Source organism: Hymenobacter sp. R533113, assembly GCF_056835965.1.
This window is the reverse complement of sequence record NZ_JAKWBD010000001.1, coordinates 914,611-935,543: the sequence shown is the minus strand read 5'-3', so window position 1 is coordinate 935,543 and position 20,933 is coordinate 914,611. Positions and strand designations below refer to the sequence as shown.

Genomic DNA, 20,933 nt, shown 5'->3' with positions numbered 1-20,933 from the left:
TTCTCACATCTTAACTCTCATTTCTATAAATAGAATGGCCGGTAATAACCCTAATGCAAAACCGATGAACCTTACGCTTAAGGTGTGGCGGCAGCGCAACCGTAATAGCGAGGGCAAAATAGTAGCGTACCAAGTGAAGGATATTTCGCCCGAAATGTCTTTTCTGGAAATGCTGGATGTTCTTAACGAGGACTTGCTGCTCAAAGGCGATGAGCCCGTAGCGTTCGACCACGACTGCCGCGAAGGTATCTGTGGTTCTTGTGACCTGTTTATTAATGGCCGGGCGCACGGTCCGGAGAAGGGCACCACTACGTGCCAGCTCCACATGCGCAAGTTCAGCGACGGCGACACCATCACCATTGAGCCCTGGCGTGCTAATGCCTTCCCCGTAAACCGCGACCTAAGCGTAGACCGCTCAGCCTTCGACCGGATTATTCAGGCGGGCGGCTACGTAAGCGTAAACACCGGCGGCGTACCCGACGGCAACGAGATTCCGATTCCAAAGAATATTGCGGATCAGGCGTTTGAGGCTGCTACCTGCATTTCGTGCGGTGCCTGCGTGGCAGCTTGCAAAAATGCGTCGGCTATGCTGTTCGTATCGGCTAAGATTTCGCAGCTGGCCTTGTTGCCCCAGGGCCAGGTGGAGCGCAAAACTCGTGTGGAGAACATGGTAGCGCAGATGGATAAGGAAGGTTTTGGGGCGTGCACCAATATTGGTCAGTGCGCAGCAGAGTGCCCAGTGGGTATTTCGCTCGAAAACATTGCCCTGATGAACCGTGAGTTTATCAATGCAAAAGCTACTTCCAACAACCTAGCATAGGGTTGTGCTGTTATAGTGAAAGAGGGCGAAACGGCTTCCGTTTCGCCCTCTTTTTTGTCCCTACTTTAAGCCGGTTCTGCTCTCACGCACCATGATTACTATCATTATCGGAACAAACCGTCCGAACTCCCGGGCCCGTAAGGTCGCCGTTGTATACGCTGAATTGCTCAAAAGCCAGGGTGCCGATTGCCAGCTTCTGGACCTCACCGATTTGCCTTCCGACTTTATTACCTCGGCCTTGTATGCGAATACGGGTCAGCATGATGGTTTCAACGAGCTTTTTGAACTGACTAATAATGCTGACAAGCTGGTATTCGTAGTACCGGAGTACAATGGCTCCTTCCCAGGAGTACTAAAGGCTTTTATTGATGGTCTGCCCTACCCTGGTGGTATTCGGGGCAAAAAAGCAGCCTTGATCGGCCTTTCAACTGGAGTGCAAGGTGGCATTCTGGCTCTTAGTCATCTGACGGATATTTTGATGTATCTGGGTACGGCAGTGCTGCCAACGCGGGTTCGCTTGCCGGCTATTGATAAGTACCTGAGCGAGGATGGAAAGCTAAATAATCCGCTGTATCAGCAGTTGCTGGAGGAGCAGGTGACGCAGTTGCTGGCGTTTTAAGTAATCGGGCAACGGCTACAAATCGCGCAGGCGCTTGCCTTGCTGGCGAGCCCACAAGCCGTGTTTGGATTGCCCGATAATTTGCCCCCCATAAATACCCCGATGGCCTGAAAACAGGTAGCTGACTACGCACGCCAAACCCGCGTACAACCCGCACTCGTGGCCAAATAACTCCATAGCCATCAGGGTACAGGCTAGTGGTGTGTTGGCCGCGCCGGCAAATACGGCCACGAAACCCATGCCAGCCAGCAAGGGCATGGGCAAGGCTAAGCTAGATGCTAACGCATTACCCAATGTAGCTCCGACAAAAAATAAAGGTGTCACTTCGCCGCCCTTAAAACTGGCGCTCAAAGTGAGGGCTGTAAATACCAGTTTCAGCAAAAAATCGTAGGCCGGCACGGGGGCTCTTAGGGCTTCCTCAATGACAGGAACGCCCAGGCCGATGTAGCGCGTGGTTCCCAAAGCCCACACGGCTAGTGCTACCAGCGCGCCCCCGGCCACCGGGCGGAGGGGCGGCCAGGCAATCAGCTTTTTAAAAAAGCCCCCCAGTAAGTGCGTAAGGCCGCTAAAGCTTCGGGCAGCCAGCCCAAAGACGATACCAGCGGCGGCGGCACTGAGCAGTCCGAGCGGCGACAGCGCCGGAACTGCCAGCAGCGGGTAAGCGGTGTGCCCCACTCCCCACAAGCGCGTGATATAATCGGCGAAAATGGCCCCCAGAAAGCTGGGCAGAATGGCATCGTAGCGCAGGCGACCGATCAGAAATACTTCCAGCCCAAAAATAGCGCCTGCCAATGGGGTTCCGAACACGGAGGCAAAGCCAGCGCTGACGCCTGTAATCAGCAATAATGTGCGGTCGCGGGGGCGCAGGCGTAGGGGGCCGCGGAGTTGGTCGGCCAGGGAGCCGCCCATTTGTACGGCGGTGCCCTCGCGGCCGGCCGAGCCGCCAAACAGATGCGTGAGCAGCGTACCAATCAGCACCAGCGGTACCATCCGCAACGGCAGTGTGGCTTGAGGCGAATGGATTTCGTCGAGCAGCAGGTTGTTGCCGCTCTCCACGCTACGGCCAAAATAGTAATACAGCAGCCCGACCAAAAAGCCCCCCAGCGGTAACAGAGCAATAATCCAGCGGTGAGCTTCGCGCCAGCTCGTGACATAGTCCAGTGCCACCAGAAAGCCGGCTGATGCAGTACCAGCCAATCCGCCAACCACTGCACAAATCAGTAGCCAACGGCCCGCGAATAGCAGCAAGGGCGTGTACTCGGCGCGAAGAGCAGAAAAGTAGCGATACATGAATAGGCGATGGCTGAGCAGGAAGTCAGGCGAAGATACATATCCGGCATTAAGGCAAGGCGTGTACGCATTACCGGGTCCTGAACTTAACGGTGGAAGCTTTTTATGGGCTTCAAGCGCTTATTCTATAAAATCCAGCCCAACTGAAAGCTGACAAGCAACTCCAGGCTTGAGTATTTGTCTGTAAGGCGAATTCGATAGTTACACACCGTAGCTGAGCGCTTTTCCCACTGACTCCTTCCAAGCTGCGCTGTACCGCTTTTTACCTTATACCCTGAAAGTACCTTATGCTAACCACCTGGAAATTCCGGGTTTTGGCCCCATCTGGCCTCCATTAGTCGAAACAACAGGACACGCGCCCTTTGTCGCTTCTACTTTTACTTCATGAAACACGCACTACCATTGTTGCTGGCCGGACTCGGCCTGTCCTTTCACGCGCTTGCCCAGACGGCTCCGGCTTCGCCTTCTGTTCCTACGTCGCGGCCTGCGCTGGTCACGTCACCGGCCACACCGCGGGGCGCTGCCGGCCTCAGCGGCACCGTGACCGATAGCAAAACTGGCAAACCAGTAGAGTACGCCACTGTCGCCCTGCTCGACCAAACCACTGATAGGGCCGTAGATGGTGGAATCTGCGACGAAAAAGGAAAGTTTGCCTTCAGCAAATTGCCCCCCGGCACCTACAAAGTCAGCATTAGCTTCGTGGGTTACCAGACTAAGGTGCTGGACAATGTCCGCCTCACCGACGCCGATGTGAATCTGGGGGGCATTTCGCTTACCGCTACCACACAGCAGCTCGGCGAAGTAAAGGTGACGGGCGAGCGGGAACTGGTAGAAAACAAGGTCGACCGCATCGTTTATAATGCTGATAAGGACATCACGAACAACGGCGGCACGGCGGCTGATGTATTAAAGAAGGTGCCGTTGCTGGCCGTTGACCTAGATGGCAACGTGGAGCTGCGCGGTTCGTCCAACGTGCGCGTGCTTATCAATAACAAGCCCAGCACCATTGTGGCCTCATCGGTGGCGGATGCGCTACGCCAGATTCCGGCCGACCAGATCAAAACGGTGGAAGTAATTACCTCTCCTTCGGCCAAGTATGACGCTGAGGGCACGGGGGGCATTATTAACATCATTTTGAAGAAGAATGACATGGCCGGCGTGAATGGCTCCGTGAACGTATCAGCCGGCACGCGCTCCAGCAACCTGAATACCAGCCTGAACGCGCGAAAAGGAAAAGTGGGCGTGAATACCAACCTGGGCTCCTTCGGGTTCTACAACCGAGGCCGGGGCGAAACTTTCCGGCGCGACTTTGAGGGCTCCACGACCACGGCTACGCTCAGCCAGTTTAGCACCAACCGTAACCTGGGAGGTGGCTTTTATGGGCAAATCGGCGGCGACTACGACCTGACGCCCAAGGACGCCTTCAACCTGAGCGCCCGCGGCAATTTGTTTCGCTACACTGGCCCCCGCACACTCCGCTCGGAGTACATCACCGATGCCGCCGGCCTCGACGCCTACTCCCGCGATATTGAGTACGACAACCAGAACCGCAACCTCGACCTGAACTTCGGCTACACTAAAACCCTGGCCAAGCCCCGGCAGGAATTCAGCGTTTTGGCTCTTTACAGCATAAATAAGGGTCTGAATGAATATGACCTCGACCAGTTCCGCCCCGAGCTGATTGGACCCGATTACCGCGAGCAAAGCTTCAACGACAGCCGCAACCGCGAGGCTACTTTCCAAGCCGACCTCGTACAGCCCATCGACAGCACCAGCACGCTGGAGCTAGGCGCCAAATCCATCTTGCGCCAGGTAAACACCGATTATCAGATCGAAGCCGATTTTGACGGTGACCGCAACAGCCTAGCTGACTTCGTGCCTCTCCCCGACCGCACCAACCAGTTCCGCTACGACCAGGACGTGTATTCGGGCTACGCCACCTACGCTTTTAGCCTGCGCAAAGTGTATTCGTTTAAACTGGGCACGCGCCTGGAGCATACGCGCATTGGCGGTGACTTCTTCTCTAACGACACCGAAATCAGCCAGCAGTACACCAACTTTATTCCTAGCGTCGTGGCCTCCCGCGACTTTGGCAAAGACAAGAGTCAGAAGCTGAAGGTGAGCTACACCCGCCGCGTGCAGCGCCCCAACATTTACTTCCTGAATCCTTACCTAAACACCAGCGACCCCCGCATCTTCTCCTCCGGTAACCCCACCCTGGACGCCGAGCTGACCGATTCCTACGAGCTGGGATATAGTACCTATATCAAAAAGAGCAACCTGAACTTCTCGCTTTACTCCCGCCGCACCAACAATGCGATTGAAAGCGTTTCGCGCTTGGTACCACTCAATACCTTGATTGAAACCGACGATACCGAGGCCGAAGTTATCTATACAACCTTTCAAAACGTAGCCCGCAACGCCACCTACGGCATGAGCGTGTTCGGCTCCACGAAGCTGACGGACAAGTGGACCGTGAACGGTAATGTGAATGCATATTATGTGACGCTCAAAAGCTCCAGCTTAAACACGACGAATGACGGCTTCATGTATAACGCCAACATCTCGTCATCTTATCAGTTCGATAAAGGATTTAGCGCTCAGTTTTCGGGCTTCCTCAACTCGCCCCGCGTGCAGCTACAGGGTCGTACGTCCGCTTATCAGTACTACAGTATTGCCGCCAAAAAGGAGCTATTCAAGAAGAAAGGCAGCTTGAGCCTGGGCTTGGATAACCCCTTCAACCGGACCATCCGCTTCCGCAATGAGCTGGATGCCGCACGCTTCAGCTCCCGCAGCACCAATTATGTGTACAACCGCGGGGTGCGCGTGAGCTTCAACTATCAGTTTGGTAAAATGGATAACCGTGGTAGTCGCCCCAAAAAGAGCATCCGCAACGACGACCAGAAGTCGGGCGGCGACGGGCAGGGCCAAGGGCAGCAATAGATTAAAAAGAAGCCGGTTGCAAGCAACCGGCTTCTTTTTGGTTTATGTTATTGTTTTCGCATAAGGAAATTGTGCCTTGTCTTAGCGCAACCGCCTGCCGCTCCAAAAAGCCCCCCAGCTATGAAAAAGCTACTTTTACTTGTAACGCTGCTACCTGTAGCCATATTCGGGGCGTGCAGCACTACCACTTCCTCTGGCTCGCGTACACTCAGCCCCGATAGGGAGCAGGCAGACCCGATTCGGCAAAACTCCGTAGTCGTCGATACGCTTAGTCAGCCTGATTAAGGCCCGTCTTGGCTAACTTTGCCTCCGCTTAGAGGTAAGCAGGCTTACCTTCTTAGGTTCTTAGCGGCAAGCGGCATCAGCAGCCACTCAAGCATATTCTTGTCTGCCTGGCCTTCAAGGCTGTACTAATTTCAAAGCTTTCAGATATCGTCGGGTTGAATGTAAAAAGGCAGAAGCCGCTGGAAAATCTCCAGCGGCTTCTGCCTTTTTACATTAGCAAAGCAAAAAGCTAGTCTACATTATCATGCAAAAACCGATTGTCGCCCAGCAGCTCATTATCATCCGATAGGTTAAACCGGGAAATGTCGCGCTCATTCGATGGTGTCACATTTTCCAGCTTTACATGGCGACGCAGATAAGCGGGTGTTTCCAGCTGATCTTTTATGGCGTCATTGGTCAACCCGTTGCTTAGGTCCTGAAGGCGGCGGCGGCGCTCCTCGGCGCGGGCATCCAGCGTAGGGCGCGGCGCGGCATGCTGTTGTGGCTGCGGTGCGGGCTGCTGCACGGCTACCAACTCCGGCGCCGGCGAGGAAGGTGCTGCCACGGGAGGCACATAGTTCGAGACCGACGTTTCCAGATCAAATGTCACCTTAGGCGGCTCTACTGGCGCAGGTGCGGGTGTAGGTGCGGGAGTCGGCGTACCAAACGTAGGCACTACGGGCGCGGCCGGGGTTTCCTGACGATCCTTATCGAACAGATTGATCTGCGGATCAGGCTCAGATTCGGCAGCAGCTTTATTATTAACAAAACCCGTGTTAATGGTGTGTGCATCACGGGCAAACCCAGTTGCAATTACCGTCACGCGGATGCTCTGTCCCAAGGTAGAATCGATGCCGTGACCGAAAATAACTTCGGCGTCCTGACCGGCTTTGTTTTGAATGTACTCCGTAATTTCGGTCAGCTCATCCATTTCCAGCTCAGCCTGGTCACCCGACATGATGCTGAGCAGAATTTTCTGCGCGCCATGAATGTCGGTGTTGTTGAGCAGCGGCGAAGCCAAAGCTTCCTCAGCAGCGCGCTGAGCGCGGTTTTCGCCATCGGTGATGCTGCTACCCATCACGGCCGCACCCGAGTCCTTCATGACGGTTTTCACGTCTTCAAAGTCCACGTTTACTTCGCTGGTCACCGTAATGATTTCGGCGATACTCTTCGCCGCGGTGCTCAGTACGTTATCCGCTTTCGCGAACGCCGCCCGGATAGGCAGATTACCAAAAATCTCGCGCAGCTTATCGTTGAGAATCACGAGCACGGTGTCGTAGTTCTCACTCAACTCTTTAATTCCGTGCTCGGCTTGTTGACGCTTCTTTTTACCCTCGAACAGGAAAGGCGCTGTCACGATGCCTACCGTCAGGATGCCTAGCTCCTTGGCCACTTTGGCAATAACGGGCGCCGCTCCAGTGCCCGTACCACCGCCCATACCGGCCGTGATAAACACCATGCGCGTGCCGTTACTAAGCAGCTCCCGGATTTGCTCGCGGCTCTCGATGGCGGCTTGCTTGCCGCGCTCGGGGTTAGCGCCAGCGCCAAGGCCTTCCGTAAGGTCAACACCGATCTGCAGTTTGGTAGGCACGGTGCTGCTATGGAGCGCTTGCTTATCCGTGTTGCAGATAACGAACTCCACGTCCTTTATGCCCTGGCTGAACATGTGGTTCACAGCATTGGAACCACCGCCTCCCACACCAATTACCTTGATGATGGACTTTGAGGTGGAAGGAATATCGAATTTATAATTCATGTGATTTCATTTAACATTTACCAATTAACGTTTAACAGCTGTTTTCTAACACTTCATCGGGCCTCCACTGCACGCCTCGTCAGCGCCTACATGGTGTTAAATGATAAATGCTAGTTGTTAAATGGCTTAGTACTGCTTATCGTCAAAATCGTCAATCAACAGGCCTTTGGTGCGGCTGATGATATCCTGAAAGAACTTGCCGGCACCGGAAGGCTTTTTGGGTGGTGCAGGCGCCTGGGGGGCTTTTTGTGGAACGGCAGCAACAACAGGCGCTTCCATGCGCGGCTCAGCAGCAGCGGGGCGGTAGGTTTGCTCTTCGGGCTCGTAGCCGCGGCTCACACGCTCATCGATAGAACGATAGCCAGCCAAGACTAACCCTACGGTAGTGGCGTACATCGGCGACTTTACAGCCTCAATGCGGCTCTTGCCCAGGTGCTCATTGGGGTAACCGATGCGGGTATCCAGCCCAGTTACATATTCGGTGAGCTGCACCAGGTTCTGGAGCTGTGAGCCTCCACCAGTCAGTACAATACCAGCGGCAAGCTTATCAGCGTGGCCAGTACGCTGAATCTCCGCATACACCAGCTCCACGATTTCCTCCATCCGAGCCTCGATGATGTGAGCGAGGTTCTTCAGAGAAATCTCCTTGGGAGCACGGTCGCGCAGGCCTGGAATGCTTACGATTTCATAATCAGAAGCCTCCTCCGCAATGGCCTTCCCGAACTTCACTTTCAGCTGCTCAGCTTGGTTCTGCATTACCAGGCAGCCTTGCTTAATATCAGAAGTCACGATGTTGCCACCGAAAGGCAGCACCGCCGCGTGGCGGATAATGCCATCCTTGAAAATCGCTAAGTCGGTAGTGCCGCCGCCGATATCAATCAGGGCTACACCAGCCTCCTTTTCCTCGTCGCTCAGCACCGACATGCTCGATGCCAGCGGCTCCAGAATCAGATTATCGATTTCAAGCCCAGCCTTGGTAACGCACTTATTGATGTTGTTGATGGCCGTGCTCTGGGCAGTGATAATATGGAAATTACCTTCCAGCCGCACACCCGACATGCCTACGGGGTCCATGATGCCCTCCTCGTAATCCACCTTGTAGTCTTGGGGCATTACGTGGATGATCTCAGAGCCGGGCGGAGTTACCAGGCGGTACATATCATTAGTCAGGCGGTTCACGTCATCGACGGTAATCTCGCTATCCTGTGAGGCGCGCGTGATGCTACCGTTGTGCTGCAGGCTCTTAATATGCTGGCCGGCAATCCCGACGTTCACCACGCCGATATTGATGCCAGATTGCTCTTCAGCCTGCCGAATAGCCTTCTTAATAGCGTCGACAGTTTTGTCAATATTGGATACAATACCGCGCACTACACCCTCCGACACGGCTTTGCCCATGCCAAGGATCTCAAGTTTGCCAAACTCATTTTTGCGCCCTACCAGGACGCAGATTTTGGTGGTGCCGATGTCGAGGCCGACTACAATTTTATCGTTTTGCATGGGGTAGGTACTGGCAGGGTTTGCGGGAAGTTGCAGTGTGTATCTAAAAAAACGCTATTTCGGACGATTTAAGGCCCTTTATAGACGTTACAGAGAGTGTATAGTTATTCGCAAATGATCTGGTCTTTAAACTCGACGTTGACGCGGTGGTAGGTATCCCACCCTAAAACCGGCGGAATTTGCCGGTAAAATACCATTAGTTTCGCGAATTTTTCTGAAATATTCTCTGGAAACCCAAATTCTACTCGTTGATCTCCTATTTGCTGGGTGAAAGCAAGCTTGCCATTTGGCCCGATAAATACTTCCGCCACCTGGGCCCGCCAAAAGGGGTGCTCATCGATGTAACGCAATACTTCAAGGTAGCGACGACCCGTAGAGTCACGAAAAAACGCGGCAGGAATCGGAACACCGCCCTGGCGAGCGACCGGTACCACCCGCGCAGTGAACAGAGGAGAGAGCGGCAACTCATGGCCCTCGGCGTCGAGGTAGCTATCGCGGCGGGTATCGGCGTGTATCAGGCGGGCAATGGGGCGATTCTGCCGCACGTCGGCGTGCAGATTGCCGGCCAAGTCGCGGTACACCTCGGCTTCGCGCACAAAGCTGTGAGCCTTGAGCCGCGCTTCAAGGGCCTTAAGGTTCAGGTCTTCAGACCGGGCACCTTCCAGGCGTTGGTAGCCATTGCGCGTGAGCAAGGCGGTTACCTCCTGTTCGCTGATGAAATAGTTATTGAATTCGTTGCTGATGGTCACGATAACTTCGCCCACAGGCCGATTTGCCTGGCGCACGCCAGCAAACACGGCCAAGCCGATGAGGAGCAGCAGGCATGTCGCTGCAAACAGATAATTCTTGGCGTCAGGCTTGAGTTTCATGCCAGCGGCTGGTTAAAATGGTTCGTAGTTGCGGCACCAGCTGGTCAATATCACCGGCACCGACAGTAGCCAACACATCAAAGTCATCATCGGTAGCAGCGGCGGCTACGACTTGCTCCTTGGTTTGCAAAGACTTTTGGGGGGCAGTTATTTGAGACAGAATCAGCTCGGATGTAACCCCACTGATTGGTAGCTCACGAGCAGGATAAATGTCAAGCAACACCACCTCGTCGGCCAGGCTCAGGCTCTCGGCGAAGCCTGGGGCGAAGTCGCGGGTACGGGTGAAAAGGTGGGGCTGGAAGATGACGCGCAAACGTTTCTGCGGGTACAACGCACGTAGGGAACGAAGAAAAGCCTCGATTTCGCGTGGATGGTGGGCATAATCGTCTACATACACCTTATTTTTTGTGGTGACGACAAACTCAAAGCGGCGCTTCACGCCCCGATAAGCCGCCACAGCCGCCACCAGCTTTTCGGCCGCTACGCCTTCTAATTGTGCCGCAAAAATAGCCCCCAGCATGTTTTCCACGTTGTGGAAGCCGGGCACCGTCAGCTGCAAATCACTTAGGTTACCGAGCGGGCTATGTACATCAAAGCGAAACTCGTGGCCGTGGGCCGTCACATTCGCAGCGTACAGATTTGCCCCCTGCCCTGCTTTTAGACCATAATGAATGACCTGTACGCCAACGGGCACCGCAGCAGCCACACTGGCGTCGGCAGTATGGTTGAGCAGTAAAGTACCGCCGGGCTTTATTTGTCCTGCAAACTGCCGGAAGGACTCAATCAATGCGTCCTGCGTACCATAAATATCCAGGTGGTCGGCATCGGTACTGGTCACGATGGCCACGTCGGGGTGCAACGTCAGAAAGCTGCGGTCGTACTCGTCGGCCTCTACTACTACTGGTGGCTGTGGTACTACGACTTTTTCCGTCGTAGTACCACTATTGTTGCTGATACCTGCTAAAGATGTAGTGGCGGAATGTTCAACGATAGTGGTACTAAGGCTTTGAGCCGTAGTACCACTCAGACGATTTAGCAGCAGATTTGACCCAAGATTCACGGAAATGCCCCCCAGAAAGGCCGAGCAATCGACGCCCGCGTGATGGAGCAAGTGCGCCACCATAGACGAGGTGGTAGTTTTGCCGTGAGTGCCAGCTACAGCAACCGTGCGCTGACCTTGAGTAAGCAAGCCCAGCACTTGGCTGCGCTTGCGAATATCATAGCCTTGTTCGCGCAGCCAGGCCCACTCCTGATGGCCAGCGGGAATAGCCGGCGTGAGAACAACCAGCGTCTGGGGGGCATTTTCGCGCACTTCGACCGGAATATTCTCCACTGCATCGGCGTAATGCACGGCAATGCCTTCATCGGCTAAGGCTTCGGTCAGGGGCGTAGGCGTGCGGTCGTAGCCGCTCACCTGGTGGCCATTAGCCTGGAACCAGCGCGCCAGCGCCGACATGCCGATGCCACCGATGCCCAGAAAATAGACGTAAGGAAATGCGGCTACAGGATTCATCGGCGGTCCATAATAGTCAGCAGTTCATCTACAATGGCGGCCGTAGCGTCGGGGCGAGCAAGCTGGCGCACATTAGCGCTCAGCTGCCGCTGCCGCGGCTCGTCGGCTAGTAAGTTAAGGGTCTCATCGTAGAGGCGGGCGGGCGCCTCCGCATCCGTGACGAGTATAGCAGCCTGATGGCGAACCAGAGCCGAGGCATTTTTGGTCTGATGGTCTTCGGCCACATTGGGCGAAGGCACCAGCAAACTAGGCTTGCCAGTGAGGCACAACTCCGAAACCGACAAAGCACCAGCACGCGAAACAACAACATCGGCGGCAGCATAGGCAAGATCCATGCGCTGCACGAACTCTAAGGCCTGAATGCCGTCGGTAATGAATGGCGCAGCTTGCTCCTGCGCTTTCGGATAGTAGAGCTTGCCCGTTTGCCACAACAACTGAATTCCAGCCGCTTTGAGGCGTGGAAGCGCAGCGGCCGTAGCTTCGTTCAGGGTGCGGGCGCCAAGGCTGCCCCCAATTACGAGCAGGGTTTTCTTATTGGGCGAAAGACCAAAAAACTTTAATGCTTCGGCGCGGTCCCCGGAAGCAATTTCGGTGCGGACGGGGTTGCCGGTGAGTACAACTTTATTCTGGGGGAAAAACTTATCCATGCCGTCATAAGCCACACAAATGCGGCTCACGCGCCGACCCAGTAGCTTATTGACCAACCCAGCATAGGAATTTTGCTCCTGAATAAGCGCTGGAATTCCTCGCGAAGTAGCGGCCAATAAAATAGGAGCCGAAGCGTAGCCACCGACGCCTACAACGGCTTCGGGACGGAAATTCTCGATGATTTTACCTGCCTTCTTTACACTCCGAATCACCTTCAGCGGAAATAGCAAATTCTGCGGAGTCAGGCGGCGCTGCAAGCCGCTAATATCGAGACCTACAATTTCGTAGCCGGCCTCGGGCACACGGGTCATTTCCATGCGACCGTTGGCGCCGACAAACAGGATTTCGGCTTCGGGCTGGCGCCGGCGCAGCTCATTGGCAATTGCCACCGCCGGAAAAATATGCCCCCCGTGCCCCCACCGCTAATAATAATGCGGTAGGGCTCGGGATGCGAAGAAATAAACTGAAGATTCGACTTGGGCATTGATTAGTGTTCAACGGTTGCCTCATCCCCTAGCCCCGGTTCGCTTCATGCGCGAAGTCCTAGGGGAGAAGGGGAACTAGCTCTAAAAAATCAGAAGGCTGGAAAAGGCCATTATCATTAAAAAAGATACTAAATCTAGTTCCCCTTCTCCCCTAGGACTTCGCGCATGAAGCGAACCGGGGCTAGGGGATGAGGCAATCGTTTGGCTACGCATACGCTGTCTTCTTGGGAATGCGTGCGGTATCCTCGGGCTCACCCGTCATGGGGCGAATTTCCCGTTCACCCCGGCTTACGCTTAGGATAATGCCGATGCTAATACCCGTGAAAATCAGGGAGGTACCGCCCATACTCAGCAAGGGCAGCGGCAGACCGGTGATAGGACCTAGACCTACGGCCACGCCCATATTAACCATTGCCTGCAAAACCAGACTAAAGGTTAATCCGGCTGATAAAAGCCCCCCAAAAGCCCCGTAGCTATGGATTACGGTATTCAGGCCCCGATAGAGGAAAGCCAGATATAGAAACAGCACCACTACGCCCCCGATCAAGCCATATTCCTCGATAATAACCGCGTAGATAAAGTCGGAATACGGATGGGGCAGAATGTTGCGCTCGGTGCTTTTGCCGGGGCCTTTACCACTGATGCCGCCCGTAGCAATGGCTATATAACTGTGTTCGAGCTGAAAAGGCACCGGCTTAGTCTTGTCGGTAAAGCTCTCGACGCGGGTTAGTACCGTTTTGTAGCGCTGACCAGAGGAAAGGCCAATACCGCCTACCACCGCCCCGATAAGCACCATCACCGCCATTTGCTTGAGCGGCACCCGGCCGATAAACATGAGCAGCAGACAAGTGGCAAACAATAGCAGCGCCGTGGAGGCATTACTCATGATTATAATGCCGCAGATAAGGCCCACCCACAGCATTACGGGCAGCAACGTCGTTTTGAAATCCTGCACGTGCTGCTGCCGACGGCTGAGCATACTAGCCAAGTGAGAAATCAGCGCCAGTTTGGCTAAGTCGGAGGGCTGAAAGGTTTGGTTGATGACCGGAATAGTAAGCCAGCGCGATGCTTCGTTGATATTCGAGCCCATGAAATAGGTAAACAGCAGCAGCGGCACCGACAGTAGCAGCGCATATAGCGACAGGCGCGAGTAGTACCGATAGTCGATGCGGTGGGCAAGCCACATGAATGCCAACCCCACGAAGATCAAACCCGTGTGCTTTACCAAGAAATACTCAGTATTGCCCCCCATCTTCTTATACGCCAGCGTACCCGTGGCCGAATACACCACCGCGATACTGATAAAAGAAAACAGCAATACAATGCCCCACAGGATGGGGTCGCCTTTGAGGTTGCGTTGCAGCCAGAGTTTTACGGGTTCCATAGGCTTACAATGAGTGATTGAGTGAATGGGTGACTGAGTGACTGAGTGAATGGATGGTCGTTCAAACATTCAGTCACTCAGTCACCCATTCACTCATTAATTTTTCCACAGCAGCGGCAAATTGCCCCCCACGGTCTTCATAGTTCCTGAATAGATCGAAGCTGGCGCAGGCGGGCGAGAGCAGCACCACATCGCCGGGCGCGGCCAGCTCAGCGGCGCGATGCACGGCCGTTTCAATGCTTTGCGTTTCCTCCAAGTGCGGCACTATCGTTCCGAAGTTGGCCTTCAGCTTTGCGTTGTCTACTCCGAGGCAGATCAACGCTTTCGCTTTTTGTTTGGCCAGAGGCAGCAAGGAAGCATAGTCGTTGCCCTTATCCGTACCGCCCGCAATCCAGATGATAGGCTGCTGTACGCCATCAAGGGCAAACCACGCCGCTTCGACGTTGGTGGCTTTGCTGTCGTTGATAAACTTAACGCCGTTGACTTCGCCTACCAATTGCAAACGGTGGGGGGCATTTTTGAAGGAAACCAAGCCCTTCTCAATTTGCTCCGACGACAGCCCGACGACGCGAGCTGCAAGGATAGCCGCCGCCATATTCTGCTGGTTATGCTGACCAATAAGCGGCGAGTTGGCGACGTTAACACTATCAACCTGGCTTTCGGCCCATTCAGGCAACTGCAACCGTAGCGCTCCATCGTGTCCGTACCAAGCCGCAAGATTTGCGCCCGCATGACCATCATATTGCCGATCAAACGCTAAGGCGGTTTTGGCAGCTGCCGACGTTTCTACTGCTTTACGCGTTTCCGGGTCACCGGCATTGTAAATAAAGCAGCGGCTTACGTTGCGCGCAATACGCATTTTAGCAGCAGCATAGTTCTCCAAGCTGTAGCCGTACCGGTCAAGGTGATCAGGAGTGATGTTAAGCAGAACGGCTACCCAGGGGGCAAAATCCTGGGTATCGTCGAGTTGAAAGCTGCTCAGCTCTACTACGTAGTAATCGTGCTTATCTTCAATAACCTGCTCGGCGAGGCTATAGCCTACATTGCCGGCCAGCCCTACGTTTAGGCCAGCCTCCTTTAGCAGATGATAGGTCAGCAGGGTAGTCGTCGTCTTGCCATTCGTGCCGGTGATACAGATGCACTTAGCTTGCGTATAGCGACCCGCCAACTCGATTTCGGAAATAATAGGAGTGCCTTTTCCACGCAGCGCCTGAATGACGGGCGCTTTTTCCGGAATACCGGGGCTTTTTACCACTTCGTCGGCGCACAAAATTTCTTCCAACGTGTGCTGGTTTTCCTCGAAGCGAATACCGGCCTGCATAAGCTTCTCCTTATAAGCAGGCTTGATAGATCCCCCGTCCGACACGAAAACGGCGTGGCCTTTGGCTTGCGCTAACAGCGCCGCCCCTACCCCACTCTCGGCTGCTCCTAGTATTACGATGTGCATAGCTTAAGTTGGATTTCCCGCAGTGTTTCGCGGTGACGGGTGCAGTGTCGCGCAGTGTGCTGACTGAACACTGCGCGACACTGCGCTTTAACACTGCGAAACACTGTGGGAAATGTCATTAGCGTAGTTTCAAAGTGACCAGCGTAAAAACGGCCAGCATAATGCCCACAATCCAGAAGCGTGACACGATTTTGGACTCGTGGTAGCCGAGCTTCTGGTAGTGGTGGTGCAGAGGCGACATGCGCAGCAAGCGCCGGCCTTCGCCATACTTGCGCCGGGTGTATTTGAAGTAGCTCACTTGCGCCATTACCGATACCAGCTCGATCAGGAATACCCCGCACAGCAACGGAATCAGCAACTCTTTGCGAACAATAATAGCCAGCACGGCAATGATGCCGCCAATGGCCAAAGAGCCCGTGTCACCCATAAAAACCTGGGCCGGATAGCTGTTGTACCACAAAAAGCCCACGCAGGCGCCCACAAAAGCCGTACAGAATATTACCAGCTCCCCAGAGTTCGGAATGAACATAATATCCAGGTAATCAGCCAGCAGGGCGTTACCACTCACAAAGGCGAAGATAGCCAGCGTGATACCGATAATGGCCGAAGTGCCTGCCGCCAAGCCATCAAGACCATCGGTGATATTAGCGCCGTTGCTAACAGCCGTGATGATGAAGATGACAATGGGAATGTAAAGGAAGCTGTAAAGGCCGTTGAAATACGGGCCGGCGTAGGCAAACAGGTTACCGTAGTTCAGCTCGTTGTTTTTGGCGAAGGGAATAGTAGTAATCATCAGCTTCACATCCTGATACACCGTGCTGGCATCTACGGCCGATAGCTGCCCGTTGGGTAGCAGGTATTGCCGCACCGTTACATCATTACTGAAAAACAGCACCCAGCCTACTGTAATACCCAAACCAATCTGTCCCAGCACTTTAAAGCGACCACTCAAGCCTTCTTTATTCTTCTGAAACACCTTAATGTAATCGTCCAGAAACCCAATCAGCCCCAGCCAAACCGTGCTCAGCAGCATCAGCACGATGTAGATATTATCGAGCTTGGCAAACAATAGCACGGGGACCAAAATGGCCAGAATGATGATCAGGCCGCCCATGGTCGGGGTGCCTTTTTTCTCTAACTGCCCCTGCAAGCCCAGGTCTCGGATACTTTCGCCTACTTGTTTTTTCTGCAAAATGCGAATCAGGCTTTTGCCAAATACCTGGGCAATGAGCAGGGAAGTAATGACGGCCATAGCCGCCCGAAACGAGATAAACTGAAACACGCCCGCCCCAGGCAGATTATAGTGCTTACTGAGGTACGTGAAGAGGTAATAAAGCATGGGCGCGAGGGTCAGCGGATAGAAAGTGGAGTTGGGCCAAGATGCAAAGGTTTAGTTTTTTAGGTTGAGGTCAAACGTTGTGTTTTCAAGGTTTTGGTGTAACGCGAAGCGGTGCTTCGCCTCGCGTCTGAATCTTTGAGCGACAGTACTAAAATGCCCCCCAGCCTATTGTTCGATGAGCGAAGCACCGCTTCGCGTTACTTATTCAATAAATCGAACATCTCTTGCAAGACCTGTTTGTCGTCAAATGCCCCCCGCACACCTTGCACCTCCTGGTAAGTCTCGTGGCCCTTGCCGGCCACCAGCACGATGTCGCCGGGCTGGGCCAGCGCAACGGCCGTTTTGATGGCCTCGCGCCGGTCGGGAATGGTCAGCACTTTGCCCAAATCCTGGGTTTGCACGCCGGCCTGCATTTGACTTAGAATAGCGTTAGGATCTTCAAAGCGCGGATTATCGGAGGTGAGCACCACGCGGTTGGAACCTTTGGCCGCCAGGTTGGCCATCACGGGGCGTTTAGCCGCGTCGCGGTTGCCGCCGCAGCCTACCACCGTAATTACCTGCTGGCTGGGCTGGCGAATCTGGGCAATGGTAGAAAGCACATTTTCCAAGGCATCGGGCGTATGCGCGTAATCCACAATGCCGGTCACGCGGGTGCGCTCGGCCACAATAGGCTCGAAGCGGCCTGGCGCCGACGTCAGGCCCGACAGCACCGTAAGTACTTCCGTCGGGTCTTCACCCAGCAATACGGCTGCCCCATACACAGCCAGCAGATTATAGGCGTTGAACACCCCAATCAGCCGGAACTGCACCTCCCGGCCATCTACTTCCATATGCAGACCATGCACGGCATTCTCCAGCAGCTTTGCCCGAAACGTAGCCAGACTGCGCAGCGAGTAAGTTTCGCGGCGGGCAGCGGTGTTTTGGAGCATCACTGGTCCGCGCTTGTCATCGGCGTTGGTTAGCGCAAAGGCATCCTTACCTAACTGATCGAAGAAACCCTTCTTGGCCTTCAGATATGCATCAAAGGTGCCATGATAGTCGAGGTGGTCGTGGGTAATATTGGTAAAAATGCCCCCCACGAAGCGCAAAGCCGTAGTGCGGTGCTGAACTACCGCGTGGGAGCTAACCTCCATAAACACGTAGGTGCAGCCGGCGCGCAGCATCCGAGCCAGCAGCTCGTTCAGCCGAATAGCATCCGGGGTGGTGTGGGTAGCTGGAATTACCTCCTCATCAATTTGATTCTGCACTGTGGAGAGCAAGCCTACATGATAGCCCAATTCCCGGAACAGCTTATGCAATAGCGTAGCGCAGGTGGTCTTGCCATTGGTCCCCGTCACGCCCACTAACTGAAGTTGGCGGGACGGATGGCCGTAAAATGCGGCGGCCATGTGGGCCATAGCCTCGGCGCTATCGGGCACCTGCACGTAGGCAGTGGTCAGGTCGAGGCTGGGGGGCAAATTTTCGCACACTACTACCGTCGTACCTTGGGCCACGGCTTTGTCGATGAACTGGTGACCGTCGGTTTGGGCGCCGCGCAGGGCAAAGAACACCATACCCGGTGCCGCCTGCCGCGAATCCAGCGTAAGGCCCTGCACGACTACATCGGTCGGGCCATGCTGAGCCTGCACCGTTACGGCGGATAGCAGATTGGCTAGTGGGTGCGCTATGGGAGCTGAATTAGTCAATGTATTCCGGTTGCTGTGGGTGCTAGTGAAGGCTGCTTATTAATACCTTCTTTTTATCCTTACTTACTTCCGGCTTTTTCGCTTCTACCGGCTCCGATTCTTCTTCCAGCATCTTCTTTTTTAATTGCTCCTGGCGTAGCAGCAGCTTAGCGCGCTGCTTGGCCGGATCAGGGTCGGCGGGGGTAAGCAGCTTGTTTTCCACCAGCTTAGTTCGGGCCGGCGGGGGCTGAGGCTTCGTGCCCGCCATAGCGCCAATGGGTTGTAGCTCCAGCATCACGACCGTGCCGCGGCGCAGAGGTGTGCCCGCTGCTACCGACTGCCGGTGCACCCGGCCGCTACCCACGGCACGTACGCGCAGACCACGGTTTTCGAGCAAGAACAACGCATCGCGCAGGGTCATGCCACTTACATCGGGCACTTGGCCGCGGTACACGGGTTGCGCTTGCCAAGCCAGCGAGCGAGTATTCGTATCGGCCCGCACCCACTCCTCTCCCGTGGCTTGCGCCTGTTGGTTCACACCAAGCTTTTCGCATACCAGCGTCAGTTCGTCCTGCAAGCCCGCTTTTACTACGGGCACCTGCGTTTTATTCAGCGGCACCCGAGCCAGCAACGGGCGCTGGCTGGCAATGTCGCGCGCCATCGCTTTATCGGCTACCTCCCGGAAAACCGGCGCGGCTACATCGGAGCCGTAGATACGGCCCCGCTTGGGCGAATCGACTACCACGATGCAGCTGTACTTGGGCTTATCGGCCGGGAAGTAGCCGCAGAAGCTGGTGGAATACGTGCGCGTGTACTGGCCGTTCTTAAACTTCCAGGCCGTTCCGGTTTTGCCCGCAATGCTGAAGTCGTTCGATTTGATGGCCTTTGCCGTGCCTTGCAGCACCACGCCTTCCAGCATCGCACGCACCTTGCGCAGGGTTTCTTCCGAGCAGATTTTGGCGTTCAATACCTTGGGCTCGAAAGACTCAATTACCTTATCGGCCTGCCTAATTTCCTTGACAATGATGGGCTGAATTTTCACCCCATCGTTAGCAATGGCATTGTAGAAGGCCAGGGTTTGCAGGGGGGCTAATTTCAGCTCGTATCCAATACTCATGGTGGTGAGCGAGGTGCGGCTCCAGCTTCGGTCGGTGGGGTCTTTCACGTAAGGCCGCGCCTCGCCGTGCATCTGGAAGCCCAGCGGCTTGTCAAGCCCAAACCGTTTGAGGTAGTCCGTGTACTTGTCGGGCTTCTGCTGAAAATGGTCGTTTACCAGCTTGGCCACCCCAATGTTAGACGATTGCTCCACCACTTTCTGCACCGAAATCTTGCCATTGGCGTGCGAGTCAGTTTTCACGGCGCCGCCGATGTACATGCGGCCATTGCCGGTATCCACTATGTCGGTTAGCTCCAAATCGGGGTTATCCTCAAACAAGGCCATCATCGACGCCAGCTTGAAGGTGGAGCCCGGCTCGGTGCGGCCCTGGTCGGCAATGGCGTAGTTGTAGTCCTCGCGGTACACGCCATCGGCGGCCTTGCCCAGGTTAGCCACGGCTTTGATTTCCCCCGACTGCACTTCCATCAGAATCACGCAGCCGTACTGGGCATCATTATCCACCAACGACTTGTAGAGGGCATTCTCAGCCACATCCTGCAGGTTGATGTCGATGGTGGTTTTGATATCGTAGCCGGGCAGGGGCTTTATTTCGGTGCCATCATAGATGGGCTTATTACCGCCCGGCAACCGCTCAAACAGCGCCTCGCCGTCTTTTCCGGCGAGTTGGCTGTTATAAGTAAACTCCAGGCCCGCGCCGTTTTTGTCTTCGTTAAGAAAGCCGACAGTCCGCTGAGCCAAGCCGCCGAACGGCCGGAAACGCTTGTCAACTTTCTCGAAAATAACGCCGCCTTTGTTTTTGCCCGCCCGGAAAATGGGCCACAGAGCCAGTTTCTTTTTGTCCTGATAATTGATTTGCCGCGAATTCAACCGCAGGTAGCGCACTACCTCCTTCGAGTTTTTGGCATTCATCAGCTTGCGCTTGTATTCCTTGGCCGAACGGTCGCCGAAAAATCGCGACAAGAGCAAAGCCAACGAGTCCACGTTGCTGCGAAACAGTTGCTTATCGACTACACTTGGGTCCCAGGCGACGCGGTAAAAGGGCAGCGACGTAGCCATAATGCTGCCGTTGTCCGAGAGGATAGTGCCGCGCGTGGCGAATACCGGCTGATACACTACCCGGCGCTCCTGTTCCAATGCCCGCCACCGGTCGCCTTCCTTAAACTGAATCCGCGACACCTTCCACACAATGGCCGCCGAGAACAGGCAGACGCCCAAAAACGCCAGCCGTACGCGGGTAACGATGGATTTTTTAACGTTGCCTTTCACAGTATTCCG

General features: G+C 54.8%; 15 protein-coding genes. 4 read left to right on the top strand and 11 right to left on the bottom strand.

What is annotated here, in order from left to right:
• The first annotated feature begins 64 nt into the window (after positions 1–64).
• Positions 65–820, top strand: a complete 756-nt coding sequence (locus MKZ35_RS04370) for a succinate dehydrogenase/fumarate reductase iron-sulfur subunit (protein WP_482511985.1) — start codon at positions 65–67, stop codon at positions 818–820.
• 91 nt (positions 821–911) lie between these two features.
• Positions 912–1,439 (top strand): NADPH-dependent FMN reductase, encoded by a 528-nt coding sequence (locus MKZ35_RS04365; RefSeq protein ID WP_482511984.1) that lies wholly within the window; start codon positions 912–914, stop codon positions 1,437–1,439.
• A 15-nt stretch (positions 1,440–1,454) separates the two neighbouring features.
• On the opposite strand, the gene MKZ35_RS04360 is transcribed toward MKZ35_RS04365, so the two are convergent.
• Positions 1,455–2,729, bottom strand: coding sequence for a voltage-gated chloride channel family protein (locus MKZ35_RS04360; RefSeq protein WP_482511983.1), 1,275 nt, complete (start codon positions 2,727–2,729; stop codon positions 1,455–1,457).
• Between the two features lie 384 nt (positions 2,730–3,113).
• Here MKZ35_RS04360 and MKZ35_RS04355 point away from each other — a divergent pair, with 384 nt between their 5' ends.
• Positions 3,114–5,672 (top strand): TonB-dependent receptor, encoded by a 2,559-nt coding sequence (locus MKZ35_RS04355; RefSeq protein WP_482511982.1) that lies wholly within the window; start codon positions 3,114–3,116, stop codon positions 5,670–5,672.
• Positions 5,673–5,792: 120 nt separating this feature from the next.
• Positions 5,793–5,957 carry a hypothetical protein gene (locus MKZ35_RS04350; RefSeq protein ID WP_482511981.1) on the top strand — a complete coding sequence of 55 codons (165 nt, stop codon included), beginning with the start codon at positions 5,793–5,795 and terminating at the stop codon, positions 5,955–5,957.
• A gap of 229 nt (positions 5,958–6,186) precedes the next feature.
• Here MKZ35_RS04350 and ftsZ read toward each other — a convergent pair whose 3' ends face one another.
• The 10 genes from ftsZ to MKZ35_RS04300 all read right to left on the bottom strand — a co-directional run bounded on the left by ftsZ (position 6,187) and on the right by MKZ35_RS04300 (position 20,924).
• Entirely contained in the window at positions 6,187–7,692 is a 1,506-nt protein-coding gene (ftsZ, locus tag MKZ35_RS04345) for a cell division protein FtsZ (protein ID WP_482511980.1), read from the bottom strand.
• 126 nt (positions 7,693–7,818) lie between these two features.
• The gene (gene ftsA / locus MKZ35_RS04340) at positions 7,819–9,192 is read right to left on the bottom strand and encodes a cell division protein FtsA (RefSeq protein WP_482511979.1); all 1,374 of its coding nucleotides are present in this window, start codon (positions 9,190–9,192) and stop codon (positions 7,819–7,821) included.
• Between the two features lie 104 nt (positions 9,193–9,296).
• Positions 9,297–10,061, bottom strand: coding sequence for a cell division protein FtsQ/DivIB (locus MKZ35_RS04335; protein ID WP_482511978.1), 765 nt, complete (start codon positions 10,059–10,061; stop codon positions 9,297–9,299).
• Positions 10,045–11,574 (bottom strand): UDP-N-acetylmuramate--L-alanine ligase, encoded by a 1,530-nt coding sequence (locus MKZ35_RS04330; RefSeq protein ID WP_482511977.1) that lies wholly within the window; start codon positions 11,572–11,574, stop codon positions 10,045–10,047. Before MKZ35_RS04330 ends, MKZ35_RS04335 begins: the two co-directional genes overlap by 17 nt.
• Complete coding sequence (gene murG / locus MKZ35_RS04325; protein ID WP_482511976.1) at positions 11,571–12,611, bottom strand: undecaprenyldiphospho-muramoylpentapeptide beta-N-acetylglucosaminyltransferase; 1,041 nt, start codon at positions 12,609–12,611, stop codon at positions 11,571–11,573. Before murG ends, MKZ35_RS04330 begins: the two co-directional genes overlap by 4 nt.
• A gap of 301 nt (positions 12,612–12,912) precedes the next feature.
• Complete coding sequence (locus tag MKZ35_RS04320; protein ID WP_482511974.1) at positions 12,913–14,091, bottom strand: FtsW/RodA/SpoVE family cell cycle protein; 1,179 nt, start codon at positions 14,089–14,091, stop codon at positions 12,913–12,915.
• Positions 14,092–14,164: 73 nt separating this feature from the next.
• Complete coding sequence (gene murD, locus MKZ35_RS04315; RefSeq protein WP_482511973.1) at positions 14,165–15,538, bottom strand: UDP-N-acetylmuramoyl-L-alanine--D-glutamate ligase; 1,374 nt, start codon at positions 15,536–15,538, stop codon at positions 14,165–14,167.
• Positions 15,539–15,656: 118 nt separating this feature from the next.
• A complete protein-coding gene (gene mraY / locus MKZ35_RS04310) occupies positions 15,657–16,877 on the bottom strand; it encodes a phospho-N-acetylmuramoyl-pentapeptide-transferase (protein WP_482511972.1) in 1,221 nt (406 codons plus the stop codon).
• Between the two features lie 197 nt (positions 16,878–17,074).
• A complete protein-coding gene (locus tag MKZ35_RS04305) occupies positions 17,075–18,562 on the bottom strand; it encodes a UDP-N-acetylmuramoyl-L-alanyl-D-glutamate--2,6-diaminopimelate ligase (protein WP_482511971.1) in 1,488 nt (495 codons plus the stop codon).
• Positions 18,563–18,584: 22 nt separating this feature from the next.
• Positions 18,585–20,924 (bottom strand): penicillin-binding protein, encoded by a 2,340-nt coding sequence (locus tag MKZ35_RS04300; RefSeq protein ID WP_482511970.1) that lies wholly within the window; start codon positions 20,922–20,924, stop codon positions 18,585–18,587.
• Between the last annotated feature and the right edge of the window lie 9 nt (positions 20,925–20,933).

Excerpts from the sequence above, each read along its gene's own strand:
- MKZ35_RS04370 (WP_482511985.1), top strand. The coding sequence starts at position 65 with ATGAACCTTACGCTTAAGGTGTGGCGGCAGCGCAACCGTAATAGCGAG.
- MKZ35_RS04320 (WP_482511974.1), bottom strand. The coding sequence starts at position 14,091 with ATGGAACCCGTAAAACTCTGGCTGCAACGCAACCTCAAAGGCGACCCC.
- murD (WP_482511973.1), bottom strand. The coding sequence starts at position 15,538 with ATGCACATCGTAATACTAGGAGCAGCCGAGAGTGGGGTAGGGGCGGCG.
- MKZ35_RS04355 (WP_482511982.1), top strand. The coding sequence starts at position 3,114 with ATGAAACACGCACTACCATTGTTGCTGGCCGGACTCGGCCTGTCCTTT.
- MKZ35_RS04365 (WP_482511984.1), top strand. The coding sequence starts at position 912 with ATGATTACTATCATTATCGGAACAAACCGTCCGAACTCCCGGGCCCGT.
- ftsZ (WP_482511980.1), bottom strand. The coding sequence starts at position 7,692 with ATGAATTATAAATTCGATATTCCTTCCACCTCAAAGTCCATCATCAAG.
- MKZ35_RS04350 (WP_482511981.1), top strand. The coding sequence starts at position 5,793 with ATGAAAAAGCTACTTTTACTTGTAACGCTGCTACCTGTAGCCATATTC.
- MKZ35_RS04335 (WP_482511978.1), bottom strand. The coding sequence starts at position 10,061 with ATGAAACTCAAGCCTGACGCCAAGAATTATCTGTTTGCAGCGACATGC.
- MKZ35_RS04330 (WP_482511977.1), bottom strand. The coding sequence starts at position 11,574 with ATGAATCCTGTAGCCGCATTTCCTTACGTCTATTTTCTGGGCATCGGT.
- mraY (WP_482511972.1), bottom strand. The coding sequence starts at position 16,877 with ATGCTTTATTACCTCTTCACGTACCTCAGTAAGCACTATAATCTGCCT.
- MKZ35_RS04360 (WP_482511983.1), bottom strand. The coding sequence starts at position 2,729 with ATGTATCGCTACTTTTCTGCTCTTCGCGCCGAGTACACGCCCTTGCTG.
- ftsA (WP_482511979.1), bottom strand. The coding sequence starts at position 9,192 with ATGCAAAACGATAAAATTGTAGTCGGCCTCGACATCGGCACCACCAAA.